The sequence below is a fragment of the Nitrospira sp. BLG_2 genome, from assembly GCF_049222245.1.
Window position 1 is genome coordinate 1 of sequence record NZ_JBLYIG010000267.1, and the last position, 15,007, is coordinate 15,007.

The 15,007-nt window shown below is 54.3% G+C and carries 14 protein-coding genes and 1 riboswitch; of the genes, 7 read left to right on the forward strand and 7 right to left on the reverse strand.

Annotated elements, in window-relative coordinates:
* Nucleotides 1–120: 120 nt before the first annotated feature.
* Nucleotides 121–1,599 (reverse strand): APC family permease, encoded by a 1,479-nt coding sequence (locus ACOSYY_RS07345; RefSeq protein ID WP_421661615.1) that lies wholly within the window; start codon nucleotides 1,597–1,599, stop codon nucleotides 121–123.
* A 129-nt stretch (nucleotides 1,600–1,728) separates the two neighbouring features.
* A riboswitch (guanidine-I (ykkC/yxkD leader) is annotated at nucleotides 1,729–1,833 on the reverse strand.
* Nucleotides 1,834–2,100: 267 nt separating this feature from the next.
* Here ACOSYY_RS07345 and ACOSYY_RS07350 point away from each other — a divergent pair.
* Entirely contained in the window at nucleotides 2,101–2,415 is a 315-nt protein-coding gene (locus ACOSYY_RS07350; RefSeq protein ID WP_421661616.1) for an HPF/RaiA family ribosome-associated protein, read from the forward strand.
* A gap of 259 nt (nucleotides 2,416–2,674) precedes the next feature.
* Nucleotides 2,675–3,703, forward strand: coding sequence for a hypothetical protein (locus ACOSYY_RS07355; protein WP_421661617.1), 1,029 nt, complete (start codon nucleotides 2,675–2,677; stop codon nucleotides 3,701–3,703).
* 122 nt (nucleotides 3,704–3,825) lie between these two features.
* Here the strand turns inward: ACOSYY_RS07355 and ACOSYY_RS07360 are convergent, their stop codons facing one another.
* Nucleotides 3,826–4,164 (reverse strand): cupin domain-containing protein, encoded by a 339-nt coding sequence (locus ACOSYY_RS07360; protein ID WP_421661618.1) that lies wholly within the window; start codon nucleotides 4,162–4,164, stop codon nucleotides 3,826–3,828.
* A gap of 325 nt (nucleotides 4,165–4,489) precedes the next feature.
* Here ACOSYY_RS07360 and ACOSYY_RS07365 point away from each other — a divergent pair, with 325 nt between their 5' ends.
* A complete protein-coding gene (locus ACOSYY_RS07365) occupies nucleotides 4,490–4,987 on the forward strand; it encodes a hypothetical protein (RefSeq protein WP_421661619.1) in 498 nt (165 codons plus the stop codon).
* Nucleotides 4,988–5,037: 50 nt separating this feature from the next.
* Here ACOSYY_RS07365 and ACOSYY_RS07370 read toward each other — a convergent pair whose 3' ends face one another.
* The gene (locus ACOSYY_RS07370; RefSeq protein ID WP_421661620.1) at nucleotides 5,038–6,462 is read right to left on the reverse strand and encodes an SAM-dependent methyltransferase; all 1,425 of its coding nucleotides are present in this window, start codon (nucleotides 6,460–6,462) and stop codon (nucleotides 5,038–5,040) included.
* Between the two features lie 143 nt (nucleotides 6,463–6,605).
* Here ACOSYY_RS07370 and ACOSYY_RS07375 point away from each other — a divergent pair, with 143 nt between their 5' ends.
* The 4 genes from ACOSYY_RS07375 (at nucleotide 6,606) to ACOSYY_RS07390 (ending at nucleotide 10,216) form a co-directional block, all read left to right on the forward strand.
* The gene (locus ACOSYY_RS07375) at nucleotides 6,606–7,178 is read left to right on the forward strand and encodes a hypothetical protein (RefSeq protein ID WP_421661621.1); all 573 of its coding nucleotides are present in this window, start codon (nucleotides 6,606–6,608) and stop codon (nucleotides 7,176–7,178) included.
* A gap of 111 nt (nucleotides 7,179–7,289) precedes the next feature.
* The gene (locus ACOSYY_RS07380) at nucleotides 7,290–8,048 is read left to right on the forward strand and encodes a glycosyltransferase family 2 protein (RefSeq protein WP_421661622.1); all 759 of its coding nucleotides are present in this window, start codon (nucleotides 7,290–7,292) and stop codon (nucleotides 8,046–8,048) included.
* A gap of 51 nt (nucleotides 8,049–8,099) precedes the next feature.
* Entirely contained in the window at nucleotides 8,100–8,390 is a 291-nt protein-coding gene (locus ACOSYY_RS07385) for a lipid-A-disaccharide synthase N-terminal domain-containing protein (protein ID WP_421661623.1), read from the forward strand.
* Nucleotides 8,387–10,216 carry an ArnT family glycosyltransferase gene (locus tag ACOSYY_RS07390; protein ID WP_421661624.1) on the forward strand — a complete coding sequence of 610 codons (1,830 nt, stop codon included), beginning with the start codon at nucleotides 8,387–8,389 and terminating at the stop codon, nucleotides 10,214–10,216. The genes ACOSYY_RS07385 and ACOSYY_RS07390 overlap by 4 nt, the downstream gene beginning before the upstream one ends.
* Before the next feature lie 69 nt (nucleotides 10,217–10,285).
* Here the strand turns inward: ACOSYY_RS07390 and ACOSYY_RS07395 are convergent, their stop codons facing one another.
* The 4 genes from ACOSYY_RS07395 to ACOSYY_RS07410 all read right to left on the reverse strand — a co-directional run.
* On the reverse strand, nucleotides 10,286–11,419 hold the full coding sequence (locus tag ACOSYY_RS07395; RefSeq protein ID WP_421661625.1) for a phosphatase PAP2 family protein: 1,134 nt from the start codon (nucleotides 11,417–11,419) through the stop codon (nucleotides 10,286–10,288).
* Between the two features lie 27 nt (nucleotides 11,420–11,446).
* A complete protein-coding gene (locus ACOSYY_RS07400; RefSeq protein WP_421661626.1) occupies nucleotides 11,447–12,574 on the reverse strand; it encodes a TolB family protein in 1,128 nt (375 codons plus the stop codon).
* Nucleotides 12,561–14,711: a M1 family metallopeptidase gene (locus tag ACOSYY_RS07405; protein WP_421661627.1), complete on the reverse strand. Its 2,151-nt coding sequence runs from the start codon at nucleotides 14,709–14,711 to the stop codon at nucleotides 12,561–12,563. Before ACOSYY_RS07405 ends, ACOSYY_RS07400 begins: the two co-directional genes overlap by 14 nt.
* 66 nt (nucleotides 14,712–14,777) lie before the next feature.
* Nucleotides 14,778–15,007: response regulator (locus ACOSYY_RS07410; RefSeq protein WP_421661628.1), on the reverse strand; the 230-nt coding region annotated here is incomplete at its 5' end.

The window sequence follows — 15,007 nt, forward strand, 5'->3', positions numbered from 1 at the left end:
AGCGGAACCTTGCCTTGGTATTTCTTCTTTGCCATTACGAACTCCTTTCTGGAATGAGATGATTATGACACTGTCCAAATACGCCTACTTCGACTCACAAGTTGATGGGCGAAACGTCTTTCATTTTTGCGCTGGTTCGGAGTCTCTCGGATGCATCAATAGGTCAATCTTTGCTGGTTTGGCGGTGAGAAGATACAGCGTCGTCACACCCAAGATGCCGCCGAGGACCAAAGGCACGGCCCAGAGTTGCCAACAGGGCGCGTCAGGCGAAGTGGCATAGGGGCGCGGCCACGCGATATTGGCGAATTCGAATACCGACCACAAAAACGCCGCCGTATTGATCACCAAGCCCCAGGCGCCAAGCTTCAGTTGGCCTAGCGAAGGGTCCCAGCGGCCGGTCAGACGGGTAAACAGTCCAACACCCGTGGTCATCGCAAACATCGCGTACAACCCGCCCGTGCCGAATGCCAACACCGTGGCGACCGCTTCATCATTGAGCCCGACGAGCAGTCCCAGCGTGGCCAGTGAAACCGTGAACAGCACGGCATTATGAGGAGCGCCCGCAGCGGTGACGCGACTGAGGACGATCGGCATACTTCCTTCGCGAGCCATGGAAAACACAATGCGGGATGTGTACTGCACCATGGATGACCCGCAAGCCAGGAACGCAACCATCACAATCGCTAGAAACGGGGTTTCCGCCCACGCACCAAAGTTATCGACGATCACAGGCGTGACGGGATCGGACGCGGCGCTTGTATGGACCAAGGTGTCGCGGTTGAAGCTCAGGGTAAGGGCGGCGGAGTTGAAGAGCACCACGCTTCCCACCATGCAAAGAGAGAAAAAGATCGCGCGCGGCACCATCCGCTTTGGCTCATGAGTTTCTTCGGCGATGGTCGAGCAGGCGTCGAAGCCGATGAACGCCCACCCGGAAATAGCGAGCGCCGCCAGGAACGCAGCGGTTGGGTTGGGGGCGGTTCCCGTCCCGAGACGTGCGAACAGTTCGGAGAACTCGTGCTGCCGGAAAAAGAGGAACAACAGCAGCGCGACACCGAACGAACCGACGATTTCCGCATAGACTCCCAGGGAAATGAGAAACTTAAATATCGAGACGTGGACCAGATTGAGGACGGTGCAAATCAGCATAAACACCGCTCCCCAGATCACGAGCGAGACTCCTGTTTCACCCCCTGACCCGAAAAAAATGGCCAGCCAGATTCCGCCTGTGTACGCGGTCGTGGTGAGCATCGCGATCGTGGAGCTGACGTAGATGGCTCCGGCATACGTGCCGGTGGTGGCGCCTCCGAGCTGCCTCGCCCATTTATACGCGCCCCCCGCAATCGGAATCTGCGAGGACAGCTCCGCGTACACAGTTGCGACCAGCAGCTGCATCACCAGACAGAGCGCCAAAGCGGAAAACCAACCACCGCCCGTCACGACCGTCTGGACACCGATAATGGCGTACAATCCGGCAACCGGTGAAACGGTCGCGAATCCGATGGTGAGGCTATTCCAGAGACTGAGGCTGCGGCAGAGTGCCACGGGAGTATTCATACCGGAAGCAGAGGAAATCCTATCCGGACGCTCGTTCACCGACATGACAGACCTCTCTGATGTGACAGCAGGTCTGACTGATCCGGTACGGAAAAAACTATGGGATGGAATTGCATAACGAAGCCTCCTGTTGGAAAGGCTAAATTCCCAAAAGGCCATGTACTTCAGTACATGATCTCCCGGGCTTTTATCCCTCCGTGGAGCCTCATTATGCGAGGCCGGAAACTCTTGGACCAGACACTACCACTAAAGGCAGCCGGAACCCTAGTTTCCCTCTTGGAACGATTTACAGGAAGCCGATTACTTTGCCCTGACCAAAGTCAAGTCTTTGAAGCATGCAGACTGTAGCCGCAATCGGACCGATCAAGCGATCATCCATAAGCCGGTTTACACATAGTTCTCCTCGGTATGCTTTCCATGACTTCTATCCATTCTCTTTTTCCAACTTGACTCTGATCGGGTGAGCAGTGTGCGTGATCGATTGACTTTGTTTGTGCATAGTGATTAGGGTTCACTCTGAAATTGATTACGTGTGGAGGTGGCTGTATGCAGATTCAGGTCAATACGGACAATACCATCCAAGGGCGAGAAGCGATTGTTGCCTTGGTTCACACCGGCGTCGAAGGAGCGGTGAGCCGATTTCGTGACCGGATTACCCGAGTTGAAGTACACCTCAGTGACACAAACAGTCACAAAACGAAGGGCGACGATATTCGGTGTGTGCTTGAAGCCAGGCTGGCCGGTCTCCAGCCTATCGCTGTAAGCCATCATGCATCGACCGTTGAGCTGGCGCTAAGCGGAGCGACGGACAAACTCGAACGGTCGATTGAGAGTACTCTCGGCCGGATCCAAGATCGATAATTCTCCAAATGAGAGCCTCTACCCCTATAGCTATTGGCGGTACGGTTCCTCGGCGGAACGTTTAGTTCAGGATGATGACGAGCCATTATCAAGGAAGCGATTTCATTCTTTTGTCGGGATTTCTGAGGCTCGTGCAAATCGACCAACCGGACTTCCAGAACGCCCGTTCTCTCCCTCTCCTCCATATTGAGTATTTATGCTAGGATGCGCCTCGCGTGCTCCGACGCAATCCAAATAGCATTGACTGCGCTAGGACGTCATGACACCTCCGCCTGCTTCATCCGCTCCGGACTATCGGTTTTTACTCCTTGTTCTGCCTCCGCTGTGCATCCTGTTTCTCGCAGCCGGCCTGTTCGAATTCAGCTCCAACATTTCAGTGGACAATTTTCATAATTTGACGAGCCAGTTGATGCAGGCCTCTGCGGGAACTTCCACTAAACCGTTCGACTCCACTCATTTTCTCGTGGAGGTGAAATCACGGTATATCTGGCTTACCACCGTAGTTGTGGCGCTGGTGGCCGGTGTCTATGCTCTCATCTTGTGTGGGCTCATCATCTACCAGTCACATTCGCGATCGCGGCTGCTCGTGGTTACCGCCGTGGGGGTCTTTCTTGCCTCGACCGGAATAGTTTTTATCTGGGCGCTCGACGAGCGGCATGCGCTCTACCGAGCCGTCTTCAGTTTTAGCTATGACAACTTGCGCCAGGCCGGGCCCCAACGGATCAGCGAGGACTTTTTGCGCTATATCATGGCGGTGGTATCTACCGTGAATGTGCAAGCCATGGTGGTACCGGTGGTAACCTTGCTCGCCGCTTGCAGCACGCTCGCGCCGCCGCCCGCCGGGGAACTTCTTGATCCCCAGTTTTGTGCGTCGCAGATGAAGCGGTTGAAAGAGGTACTGACTGCGGCTTCAGCGATTCTCGTCGGCGGAATCTTACATATGGGCGCCTGGCTGCGATGGCCGGCGGCACTCGTGGCCGGCAAAGAAGCTCACGAAGCTGTACTAGGTGTGGCCTTGGCCATCACCCTCTTCTGGGGCGTTACCTTCACCTTAATGTTGGTTTCCACGTACCTGCCCGCAGCTCTCATCCTGGCGAAAAGGGCCCAAGCTCTGTTGCAAGAGCCTCCCTTAAAGCAGCCTGTTCCTGAGCCTGAGCAATGGCTCAAGGACCATGGCCTATTCCTTTCGTTGCAGGATCATTTTCCCCAGTTCGGGCTCATGCTCGCTCCTCTTCTCGCCAGTCCATTGAGTTCCCTGCTGCTCGCTCCACTGACTCCCACTGGCTAACGATGATCTGATTGCTCAGACTCGTTAGAGACTCATAATGTGTTCGAATCCCTATACACACCCAGCATTGGTGCCCTTGAGCAATATCTGACGTTCACACCAAACCCTGAGAAAAACCGATGCTATTCGTCTCTTCCATGAACCTGCGCCGGAGGGCTCGTAGCTTCCACTGCCGTAAACGGTTCTAAAATGGTGAAGGAGTGTCGGCTGCCCTTCGGCACCACCCACGAATCACCAGCACCAAGCAGCACCGACTGGCCTTCGATATCGAGTTGTGCGCGGCCTTTGATGGCATAACCCACTGTTTCATACTCCCGGGCGCTTGGCTCCTTTTGCTGCCCAGGTTGGAGGTCTTCCCATAGCCGCATCGACATCAATTTACCGGAGACGAGATACTTTTGCCCCATGCTTCCGCTCGGGGAATGGTCCGAGTCGATTTTCTTGATAGTGCTATCCGCCATGTATCCTCCGTTCCTGGGATCAGTACATACCTTCCTGCTCCGTTAAGGTGTCGTCAAATAGATCATACCGACCTTTGCCGGACTACCAGCAAGCTCCCTGGTTTGTTAAACGGAGGATACGGCTAGGCTCATACGTGGAGGCGGTGGCTTCACATTCCACAGTTCGGCCACTTCATTGAACTGAGCGAGGGCTCTCCCCAGTGCTGCAGGAACCTTAAACTCGATACTCTGGCAGCGAGGACAACGTTGAACAGTGGAGTCACATGCTGCATCACGACAACGTTAGTCTCTGGCGCTTCACCTAACGACAGGAAAGGAGAGGACGATGACCAGTACGCTTATAGGATTATTCGACACACCGGCTGAGGCGGAGCAAGCAAGGTCAAAAATCATGGCCTTTAACGTTCCCTCCATTGATATTCAAGTCTATGACAAAGCCGGGTTTCAGCTCACTGGGGGAACGGACACTTCAACAAGGGGATTTTTCGAAAGCTTTTCACAGACCTTGGGATTCGGTCCGTCAAATCAGGCTATGTACCAAGAAGGCGTCCAGCGTGGCGGAACGATTGTGAGCGTCAGGACCGATGATGGACGAATCAATGAAATAGCTGACATTATGAATCGATGCGGAGCGGTGGATATCGACACACGAGCGGCGGAATCGTGGGCCGGAAGCTGGAAAATAAAAGGTACTAAGCCGGAAGTGCCACTATCAGATACCGCCACCAAACCGGTCATGGAGAACGACTTAACGGTTGACAAGCTGGAAACCAAATGTGGAAACGTCTGGGTGTATAGGCATATTAAGCACCGAGCGGCTTGATTGACGTTTACGCATCATCTCGACTGATCAATTAAGAACGGGCGACATCCTTACCGGCAGGCGAAGTGGCAATATTCGATGGGGCTAGAAGGAGCGTTCAACGCCATTCTAATCATATTCCGATCGTAGCCGATCGCTTCCAAGTCCTGGAGTGCACCGGTGAGTTCTTCTTCGGTCAGGTAAGCCACGGTGTCCGGAATGCCGTTGTCTTTCAGGGAGCGCAGGATACCACTCAATGTCTCTCGTTCATCGGCCGGCACAGTGGCGCCGAGTGGAAAATCTATCCGGCGGCGATAGGAATTTTCAAATGTTTCGTTTAACGCTTTGATGGTCTTTAACACAAGTCTGTCTTGTTCCCAGGTTTGCAGTTTCGGCCCGGCTGAGGGATGTGTCGCGAGCAGATCCATAAGCGTGATGACGTTTGTATTCAATGACCGCCCGACGAATTCCCGCTGCGACTCCAATGTCATGTGTTTGATTCCCACATGCTTGGCCACGGCCTGGATCAACGCAAAATTGACCATGAAGCTGTATTGGCCTCCGAACTGGCCGTAACAGGGTTTCTCCGGATCGTTGAGAACCTGCATGTCCTCGGTGCCCGCATCGAAGGCGCTGAAGCCGATTGCATCGGGAGCCAGGAGTCGCTTCGCTTCTTTCAGGGTCTCAAAGGCGCCAACGTTGACGGGAACCAAGACCTTTTGGTCGATGGATTGGAGGAATTCGACGATTGTTTTCCGATAAGGCATCTCCTTCCAATCGACTTTGCGATATTCTTTTTCCCAGACCAGCTCATCGAGGAAGGGAGGGAAGGTCTTGAGCGTTGCAAGATCCTTTTCCTGAAAAGCCCGGATGAACGCCGACCAATCTTGAATGTTGGCATGGAGCGATTCGCTGAGGTTGGGACGGAGATACTCCTCCTCGACCTCGCCGCTATGTTTCGCCAATAATTTAGTCGGCAGGTCATTCCACAGCTCATTACAGATGATCCGATCGACGCCGGCATCGGCGATTCCGGACAAATCCTCGACAGATCCCTGATAGGTTTCGATTTGCGCTCGATGCATCGCCAGATCGTGATGCGCCAAAGCCCCATCCAGCACCGCTTGCTGCCAATCGACCATGATATATCGCACACGCGGATAGACCGTGCCTTCTTTGTCGAGAGTCTTGAGATGACTGAGAAAGCAAGCGGCGAGATTGCCGTTCCCCGGCCCGAGCTCCAGAACCGTCAAGCGTGATTCGCCAGCCGGGAATTGTTGAGGGTCCCCGACCTTGTCGCGCTTCGTGACGCGCTCGTAATAGTCTGCCGCCAGCGCATGAGCCAAGCGAAAGTCTGCGGAGGCGAACGTTTGATAGTACGATCGGAGTTTGTCCCCTCGCAGCCCATAGAAGAGCTGGTTGAGATGGATCTGCCACTGATCGAGCGGTTTATACTCTCCGATCAACTGCGGAAGGGCGTCAGCATCTTGTAGCATAACTTTGAGTCACCGGTGAGATGTTCGATGATCCGTCGATTGTGTTGCGGCCGAAATCCTAACAGATGGTCGAAGAATGCCGCAATGGGCCTCGTGCTCACCCATCCTTGACAGCTTCACCTCGACAGGTGTAGCAGACAGTCATGATGAACAACGCTCTCCGTTTGGGCACAATTGTGATAGCCTGGCTCCTTCTGTGGAGCCACGGGGCCGCAGCGGAAGACCCGCCTCTCACCGAGAACGTCCCCATCTCAGAATTTCAAAATCGCACAGAGGACGCGAAGGTCTACGATTTCGATGCGCCACCGCAAGGTATGTTTCGTTCCATCGCTTTGGCGGAAGATTTTGAGGAGCGGCTGGGTTTTCAGCGTTCTCACGAAATCGTGCCGGTTAAACCCACCGAGCGGTTCTTTCCCAACGTCCCGGCTATTTTTATCGTGTTCTTGCTTCATCAACACTATCAAGGGTTCACGGTCTTCGGCCGTTGTATGCCCGAACAGGTGGACGGTGCCATACCTGGGACGATCGTCAGTGAGGACGCCATGCATATCGCCTTGGAGGATGACAGCGGCTATCTCAAATTGTCCCCCCCGTCGGGAGGCTGGCTGCCCGGCCGATACAAAGTCGAAATACATGTAGGCGAGCAGATCAATGAGACGAGCTTGATGGGCACGATGCGTTTCACGATTGTCACCTCCCGCAGACAGCCCGATTGACGATTCCCCCCTGTCCATCATTCGGCACGTGTTTGACCCACTCTCCACCTTCCGTTAGAATGCGCCATTTCATATCGTGATCTCCGGCCACGGCTCGAGGTTTTGCGTATCATGACGCCGTTATCAAATCCCTGGGCCTCTGTCATCATCCCGATCAAGGATGAACGAGAAAACCTGTCCCCTCTCACGACAAGCTTGCTGAAAGTGATGGATTCGCACGAGCTGTCCCGCTCCCGCTCTTACGAGATTCTCTTCGTTGATGATGGAAGCAGTGACGGCAGCAGCGACGAGCTGAACCGCTTGGCTCACGAACATTCTCAGGTGCGCGTGTTTCACTTCGACCGGAATTACGGCAAGACGTGCGCACTTGACGCAGGATTTCGGCAATCTTCAGGCGAAGTCATTATCCAGATCGACGGCGATCTTCAGCAGGACAGCGAAGATATCTTGAAGCTGCTTCCTTATACCGCCTCCTACGACGTGGTCTGCGGATGGAGGCAGCAGCGGCAAGACGGTCTTGTCAAGAAGTGCTCATCCTTGATCGCGAACCGTATACGGAATATCTTCACACATGACGGCATGCACGACACCGGATGTCCGCTCAAGATCTTCCGGCGGCCGGTGCTTGAGCGGATTTCTCTCTTTGAGGGGTTACACCGATTCTTTCCCGCGCTCGCGTTGATGCACGGATTTACGGTGACCGAGGTGCCGGTTCGGCATTATCCGCGCATCCATGGAATATCCAAATACGGCATGGGGAACCGTCTGTTCAAATCCCTCTATGACCTAATCGCCGTGCGATGGATGCAGGATCGCGTGTTGCTCTACAAATTCCGTGACAGTGACGCGAACCATCACGAACGAACCTGATGATACCTTCACATTCCTGAACGACGATGACTACCGCTCTCCCGACACCTCATGAGTACTGAGACAATCTGGATCGGTATCGGCTTCCTCGGCCAAGGGCTCTTTTTTGGTCGTTGGTTGATTCAGTGGATCGCATCCGAGCGGAGCTCAGAAAGCCGTGTGCCCATTGCCTTTTGGTACATGAGTCTCATTGGCGGGTTGATTACGCTTACTTACGCCATCTACCGAATGGATCCTGTATTTATTTCAGGGCAAGGGCTCGGGTCCGTCGTGTATCTACGCAATCTCGTTCTCATTCACCGAGCAAATCAAACCAAAGACCCGGCTTCTCCAGTAGCATGAGCGGCTGGGAAACCAACGGCCATACCGGGCCGTCAATCACACGAGAGCACCAGTCACATCAGGACATGGGACACACCTCTCCTCGGCCTATCCAAGTGCTGCTCCTTTTGCTTCTGTCCGGTCTGCTTTTCCTTCTGAGCCTCGGCAGCATGGGTCTTACGGATCGCGACGAAGGCAGAAACGCCGAAGCCGGTCGCGAAATGTTCGCCTCCGGCGACTTGGTCACCCCGACCTTCAATGGTGAACTGCGTGTCGCTAAGCCCGTTTTCGTGTATTGGCTGATGACGTTGTCCTACCATCTGTTCGGCGTAAACGAGTTTGCGGCTCGGGCGCCCTCAGCCCTGTTCGGTGTTGCATTGATTGTAATGCACTATCTGTTTCTCACGCGGCTGCGTGGCTCGACCGTCGGCCTGTATGGGGCCCTGATGTTGCTGTTGAACATCGAGATCCTGGCGCTCGGGCGCATGGCGATCACCGATAGTGTCTTGATTTTCTTCACTACTCTGTCGCTCTACGGCTTTTGGCTCGGCCTCCACGAGCCTGGCCGAGGGCGGCATTGGATGTGGGCCTTTTATGTCGGCATGGCCTTGGCGACCTTGACGAAAGGGCCGGTGGGATTTGCCGTACCGCTGATCACCGCGTTCTTGTACCTCACAGCCATCCGGCAGTGGCCGATTTTTTGGGAAAGAGGCGCTCCTATTAGCGGCGTGCTGCTTTTTCTTATCCTTGCAGGTCCTTGGTATGCAGCCATGTTTTTCATCCATGGGGATGCGTACTCCTCCCAAGCCAAAGTTCACACGGTGGGACGATTCCTTGCCCCGATGGAGGGACATGGAGGAGGATGGTGGTTCTACTTTCCCGTCTTGCTGCTGGGATTTTACCCGTGGAGTACCTTCCTGCCTGCCGCGTTGTACCGTGCTTATGGGAGCTGGCGGAAATTTCGCACGGCGGGAGACCGCAGCCATGACTCGCTCGAATCTAGGGAACCATTAGGATCCGGTGATGGATTGGAATGGTTCGCAGGGCTATGGGTCGTCGGAGTGTTCATTTTCTTTAGTCTTTCATCCACTCGCTTACCACACTATATCGGCCCCCTCTTTCCCGCCTGTGCCGTCCTGGCCGCTTCGTTTTGGGCCCAAGGGCTGAAGGACCCTTCGACAAAAGGCCTGCGCGGGTCGGTCCATTTCATGATGGGAATTGGCTATCTTTTAGCGATCGGGTTTGCGAGCGCACCTTCTCTGTTTAACCAATTCTCCGGGAAGATAGTCAAAGATTTCCCCCTCGCCGCTCAATTCGATCTGGGTATCGGCCCTTACATTGGTGCGACGATCATCGTGATCGCCATGGGGCTGATCGGATATTTGGGGCTGAACGACAACAGACGTGACACCGCTTTCGGAGTGGCCGGCGGCGCGCTGGCGAGTGTCTTTCTTGTCGCCATCCTGACGGTCATTCCAGGACTCAACCGATACGCGATTGCGCCGCCGCAGGAATTGGCCTACGCAGCCGGGTTGAACCTGAATCCGTCCGACCAACTGATCGCGTTCGGGTCAACCAGGCCATCTATCGCCTTCTACGCGAGGCGAACGGTGACCTTTATCCCGGCCGGCGAAATCGACCGGCTGCGTACGGCTCTGAGCAAAGAAGGCCGGACGATGATTCTCCTACCGGAATACTTCCAGGATGCCTTACCTAAAGAAGCGGCCGAATTTCAACCGATTCTCAAGCGCCACGGTTACGTCTTGTTGGGTAATCAACAGATGGTCACTGTTCCTCAGGGTTCGGACGCTGCTTCGCCAATTCCATCACAGGCAATTGGTCACTAGTGTAACGGTGATGTCCTTGCTCAGATGAGAGACAGAGGCAAGACTTCCCGATTGATTCCTTGACAACGGTCACCGAAAGGGCAGCACTCCTCGCGCATCAACAAGAACTAAAATGGCAATGGCCAAGCCACCCATCAAGGCACTTTCCCGCACCGCGAACCAGCGAGGCGATTCTTCAGGATCGTCGTTGCGACCCAGCGCGTGGAGCCAGGACGCGATGCAGGCGAATCCGACCGACGAGATGACAATGGGTGAGGTCGTCATGGCAGCCAGGCCGTAGGCGATCAGCAATGCCGAGATATTCGAATAGCGGCTCTGCTCCTGTCTTCCTCTGCGAACCCAATAAACTTTCCGAATCCATAAGCCGCCCGCTACTGCAACAATCCCTAGCGCCAAGAACAGAATCCCCGCCTCTCCTTCCTCCATTCGACGGGATAGGACCCAGAGTAAGGCAACCAGTGCCGACATTCCCATCGCCGCATGTCGTAGCCCGTCCTGTATTGAAGTGCGCCATTGTCTTAATGGGGCCGTCGCGATAAAGCCGCAGAGAATGCCGATCACCGCCCCACCCAGGACATCGGTTGGGAAGTGGGATCCTCTCAGAATACGACTGAGTGCTACGAAAAGCGCAACCGCGAAACAGAGTGGTCCGAAGAGAGGAAACTGCTTAGCCAGCACCGTCGCAACGGCAAAACTCGCCGTGCTATGTCCAGACGGAAAGGAGTCCAGTCCCGATGCCCAGGAAGGGGTTATCTGCCAATCTCCAGAATGGATGAATTTAGGTCTGGGCCTGCCGACGAGGTGTTTCAATCCGTTGGCGAGCAAGGCGGCAATTCCGTGGGCAACCAGCGACTGGACGGCAACTATCTTGAAGATCGGCTTTTCAAAAGCCCACGCTCCAACAAGCAGTAGAATGCTTAAGGCTGCCAGCCGCCATCCTTGGCCGATCCAGTCTCCCATGTCGCTGGTGAACGCCATCCATGGAACGGTGAGTTGGTCCCAGGGTAAATGAATCGTCACCGACCGCACATACTTGGTGATCGGCAGATCAAACTGGGACAAGCCGAAAAAGCTGACGACCAACGCGGCGCAGGAGCAACCGACTACGGCAATCGACGAGGTCGTGTTCTGTAATACCTGGGACGGGACGCTCTCCAAGCCACGATCTGCTACGGGGCTCTCTGAATTTCCGGAACTGATCACCAGCTGCTCATCATCGATTCCAGCCCCTTACGGCACCCAGTCGACCAGGAACACATTGAATTCTCCTGGTTGCTTGGCATTTCGGTCCGATACCCAAACGAGATGCTTGCCGTCCGGAGAAAACATGGGAAAACTATTAAAGTGTCCCTCCATGGTGAGACGTTCTAATCCTGTTCCGTCGTCTCGCACCAGATACAGATGAAAACTTGGGCGTCCCCCTTCCCCTCTCGTTTCTATGTTGGAGGAAAAGATGATGCGTGTGCCGTCGGGATGAAAATACGGAGAGAAATTCGACGCGCCGGTCGTTGTGACCTGTTTTTTGCCCGATCCATCGGCATTCATGACAAAAATTTCAAGCTGACCGGGCTCGACCAACCGTTGTGCCAGCAGTTCCTTGTATTTGGCCACTTCGGACGGATCGGTCGGATGCGCGGCCCGATAAACGATTCTCTTGCTGTCCGGTGAAAAGAACGCCCCTCCGTCGTATCCGATATCGTCCGTCAGGCGACGAACATTCGATCCGTCCAAATTCATCGTATACAGGTCAAGATCTCCATCCTTCACGGATGTCCAAATGATGGTCTTTCCATTAGGTGAGATCGTGGCCTCGGCATCATATCCTGGTGATGCCGTCAGCCTCCGCACATCCTGTCCGGCGAGATCGGCAGAGTAGATATCGTAATCGTCGAGTGCCCATCGATAAGCGCCATCCCGTTTGGGTTTTGGTGGGCATTCGGGACCGGCAGCGTGTGTGGATGAGTAGAGCACCCGGCTGTCGCCCGGGAAAAAATAGCCGCACGTGGTTGCGCCCTTCCCGGTACTCACCAAGTGAACGGTCTCGTTTTCCACACCCATCACATACATTTGATAACACCCCAGTCCCGACTCAGTGGGTTTTCGGGGGGAGGCCACTGCTGAATCGCTCATCCAGTTATTGGTCGATTGAAAAATCAGCTTGCTCCCGTCAAACGAAAAATAGGCCTCCGCATTTTGGCGACCGAAGGTCAGCTGGCGGATATTGGCGAGATGCCGTTCCGTAGAACTTACCGACACCACTGACTCCTTCAGCTGATCAGCAGCCAGGGCAAATGGGGAAATACCTATCAATGCACAGAACGCCCATAGCCAGATTCCCCCAGTCTTAGGACGTTGCATCAATCCTTACCTCCTTCATCTCGGGTGAACCCTTCCACACTTCACGTTTCGTCACGGCTCCGTCTTGAAAAATCACGTAACTATGCCATCCATAATAAAAAAGGAACCGCGCCACTTTCTCGACGGCGCCGGGTGTCACGCCATACAGAACCGTGATAATGCTGCCCGGCACATTCGCGCGATGACACGAGAAGAGCACTGCCATCTTCGGACCATCATAGGTCTGATCATCAATCTTGAAACCCTCATCTCCAAGGGCAATTCGGTCACCACAAGACTCCTGCGCCATTGTTTGAACCGCCTGTCGTTGGTCAACTCCTGCCAGCACCAGGATTGATCCGTCTTGAGGAAGAGAATTCTCTTTTAGAGAAATCACCGTCGTCCTAAGCGATTCTGTTCGTTCGTGATCGGCAATGCGAGATACGATCTGCTGCAACGGCGAAGCAGGATCGGAAAACGCCAGAGCCACCGTCTTTTGCTGATCCGTCACATACCCATTCAGCATGGGCGGCAATTGACGTCTCGTCAACCGGCGAAACGTCATGAGGTTGGGATCAAGCTCCACCCGTAATGGTTGATCGGGAACGACGAATTCCGCAACGCTTGTTTGCGAGAGACTAAGCGCGATCGATTTGACTTCCGTCGACCCTTTCATCGCGATTCGGATGGGGATCTTCATCCGAAACGGCTTCCCGCTTTGCTCAATCTGAACCACCAGGCGCCAAGCTTCTCTGCCGCCTTCTGCCGTCACGCGACGAGCGTGGGCATCTTGAAATGACAGTCGTGGGGCTCCGGACTGTTCGACCCATTGCTCGAAAAACCACCGCAAGTCCTGACCGCTTTCTTGAGAAAAGACCTCCTCGATCGATCCCCAATCCGCAGGACGATTGCGATAACTGCTGACGAAGGTTTTCAAACCGCTCCAGAACGGCTGGTCCCCGATTTCCTGTCGAAGGAGGTGAAACACAAAGGCCGCTTTGTGGTAGCCGATGGCATTATCTTTCTCGTCATGTTTCCTAAGAAACTGCGAGACCGCATAATCTGTTTCAGGTCTCACATAAAGATTATACCCATTCAGCATCATTCGTCTTTGTTCCAGAGCTTGCGGGACGTCCTGCACCACCTCATGCCAGTAGTAATTCGCCAAGTAGGTTGTCATTCCTTCGACCCAATTGCCGTGATCATCGCGATTGAACACAGAATTTCCGATCCAGGAATGCACGATCTCGTGACCCAACGCGTACGGTTGGATATAGTGTCGCTTGATGCTGCCGCCGCCGAGTAGCGTGAACGACGGCAGGCCAAGACCGCTCGCAAAAAAATTCTCAACCACTGCGAATTTGTCGAAGGGATAATTTCCTAGGATCCGGACATATGTATCGAGATACTTTGCAGTCGCATCGAGATACTCATCCGCCAATCCGGCATTGTCGGGCAGGAAATGGGTCTGCAGCTCAACCTGCTGCCCAGTCGGGCTTTTCCATTCTCTCGATGTCGTCACAAACTTGTTGGCAACGAGTGTGAACGCTTCAGACTGGTTCTGAACGATCCAGGTTGAAGAGGTCTTTCCCGTGCCCGTCGTTTCGCCTTCTTTACGCCCGGAGGTCACTACTGTCCAGCCTTCTGGAATTTGCGCAGTCACTCGATAAGTACTAAAGGAGCCCGTGATATCTGGATACCATTGACTTTCTCCGCTCAAATAAACACCTTCCAAACCGATATAACCCGCCGTCTCACTGGGTGTTACGAATCTCAAGTGGCGCGGCTCTCTCGGTGGATCATTGATCTGGCCACGATAACTCATAACCAACGTCACCCTTCTGCTACGCTCTTTTGGAAGAGAAACCACAATACGCTGAGCCGTGTTCTCAGAAGGATGCACGCTCTTGAATGGGACGATTTCGTCCGAGTTTCCCTTCCCGTGCGGGACCGAATGCGTCATGGCGACGGACTCGACGCGCAAGGAATGTGCGAGCGTGAAGGTGACCGATGCAACCTGTGGCTCAATCTCCAGTTCGATCTGGTCCCTTGCCACTAGTTCATGAGCAGCGAGGATCAACTCGGCTGAGAGGGTGTGATGAATATTTGTGACATTCTCCTGGGCAAACAAAGGCGAAACGCCCCATGCGTGTGCCATGGAACTCAACAGCAGACCGATAAGACAAGAGCGAAGAAGGCGTTTCCTGATGGGCATCAAGAAGTTTTAGCACTCGCGGCAGACGAGTACAAGCTGGATCGCGGTCAAGAGGCGTTCAAGATCGACCGGTTTTATAAGGATCTCCTGAGGGCCTAAGCTCCAAGCTTCTCGAAGCAACTCCTCATTCTGGCTCCCGGTCATGATGATGATACCGCCCGAGTAACTTTTGTCATGCAGAGCGCGAAGAACTTCGATCCCAGGCATTCCAGGCATGATCAAGTCGAGCACGATCGCAT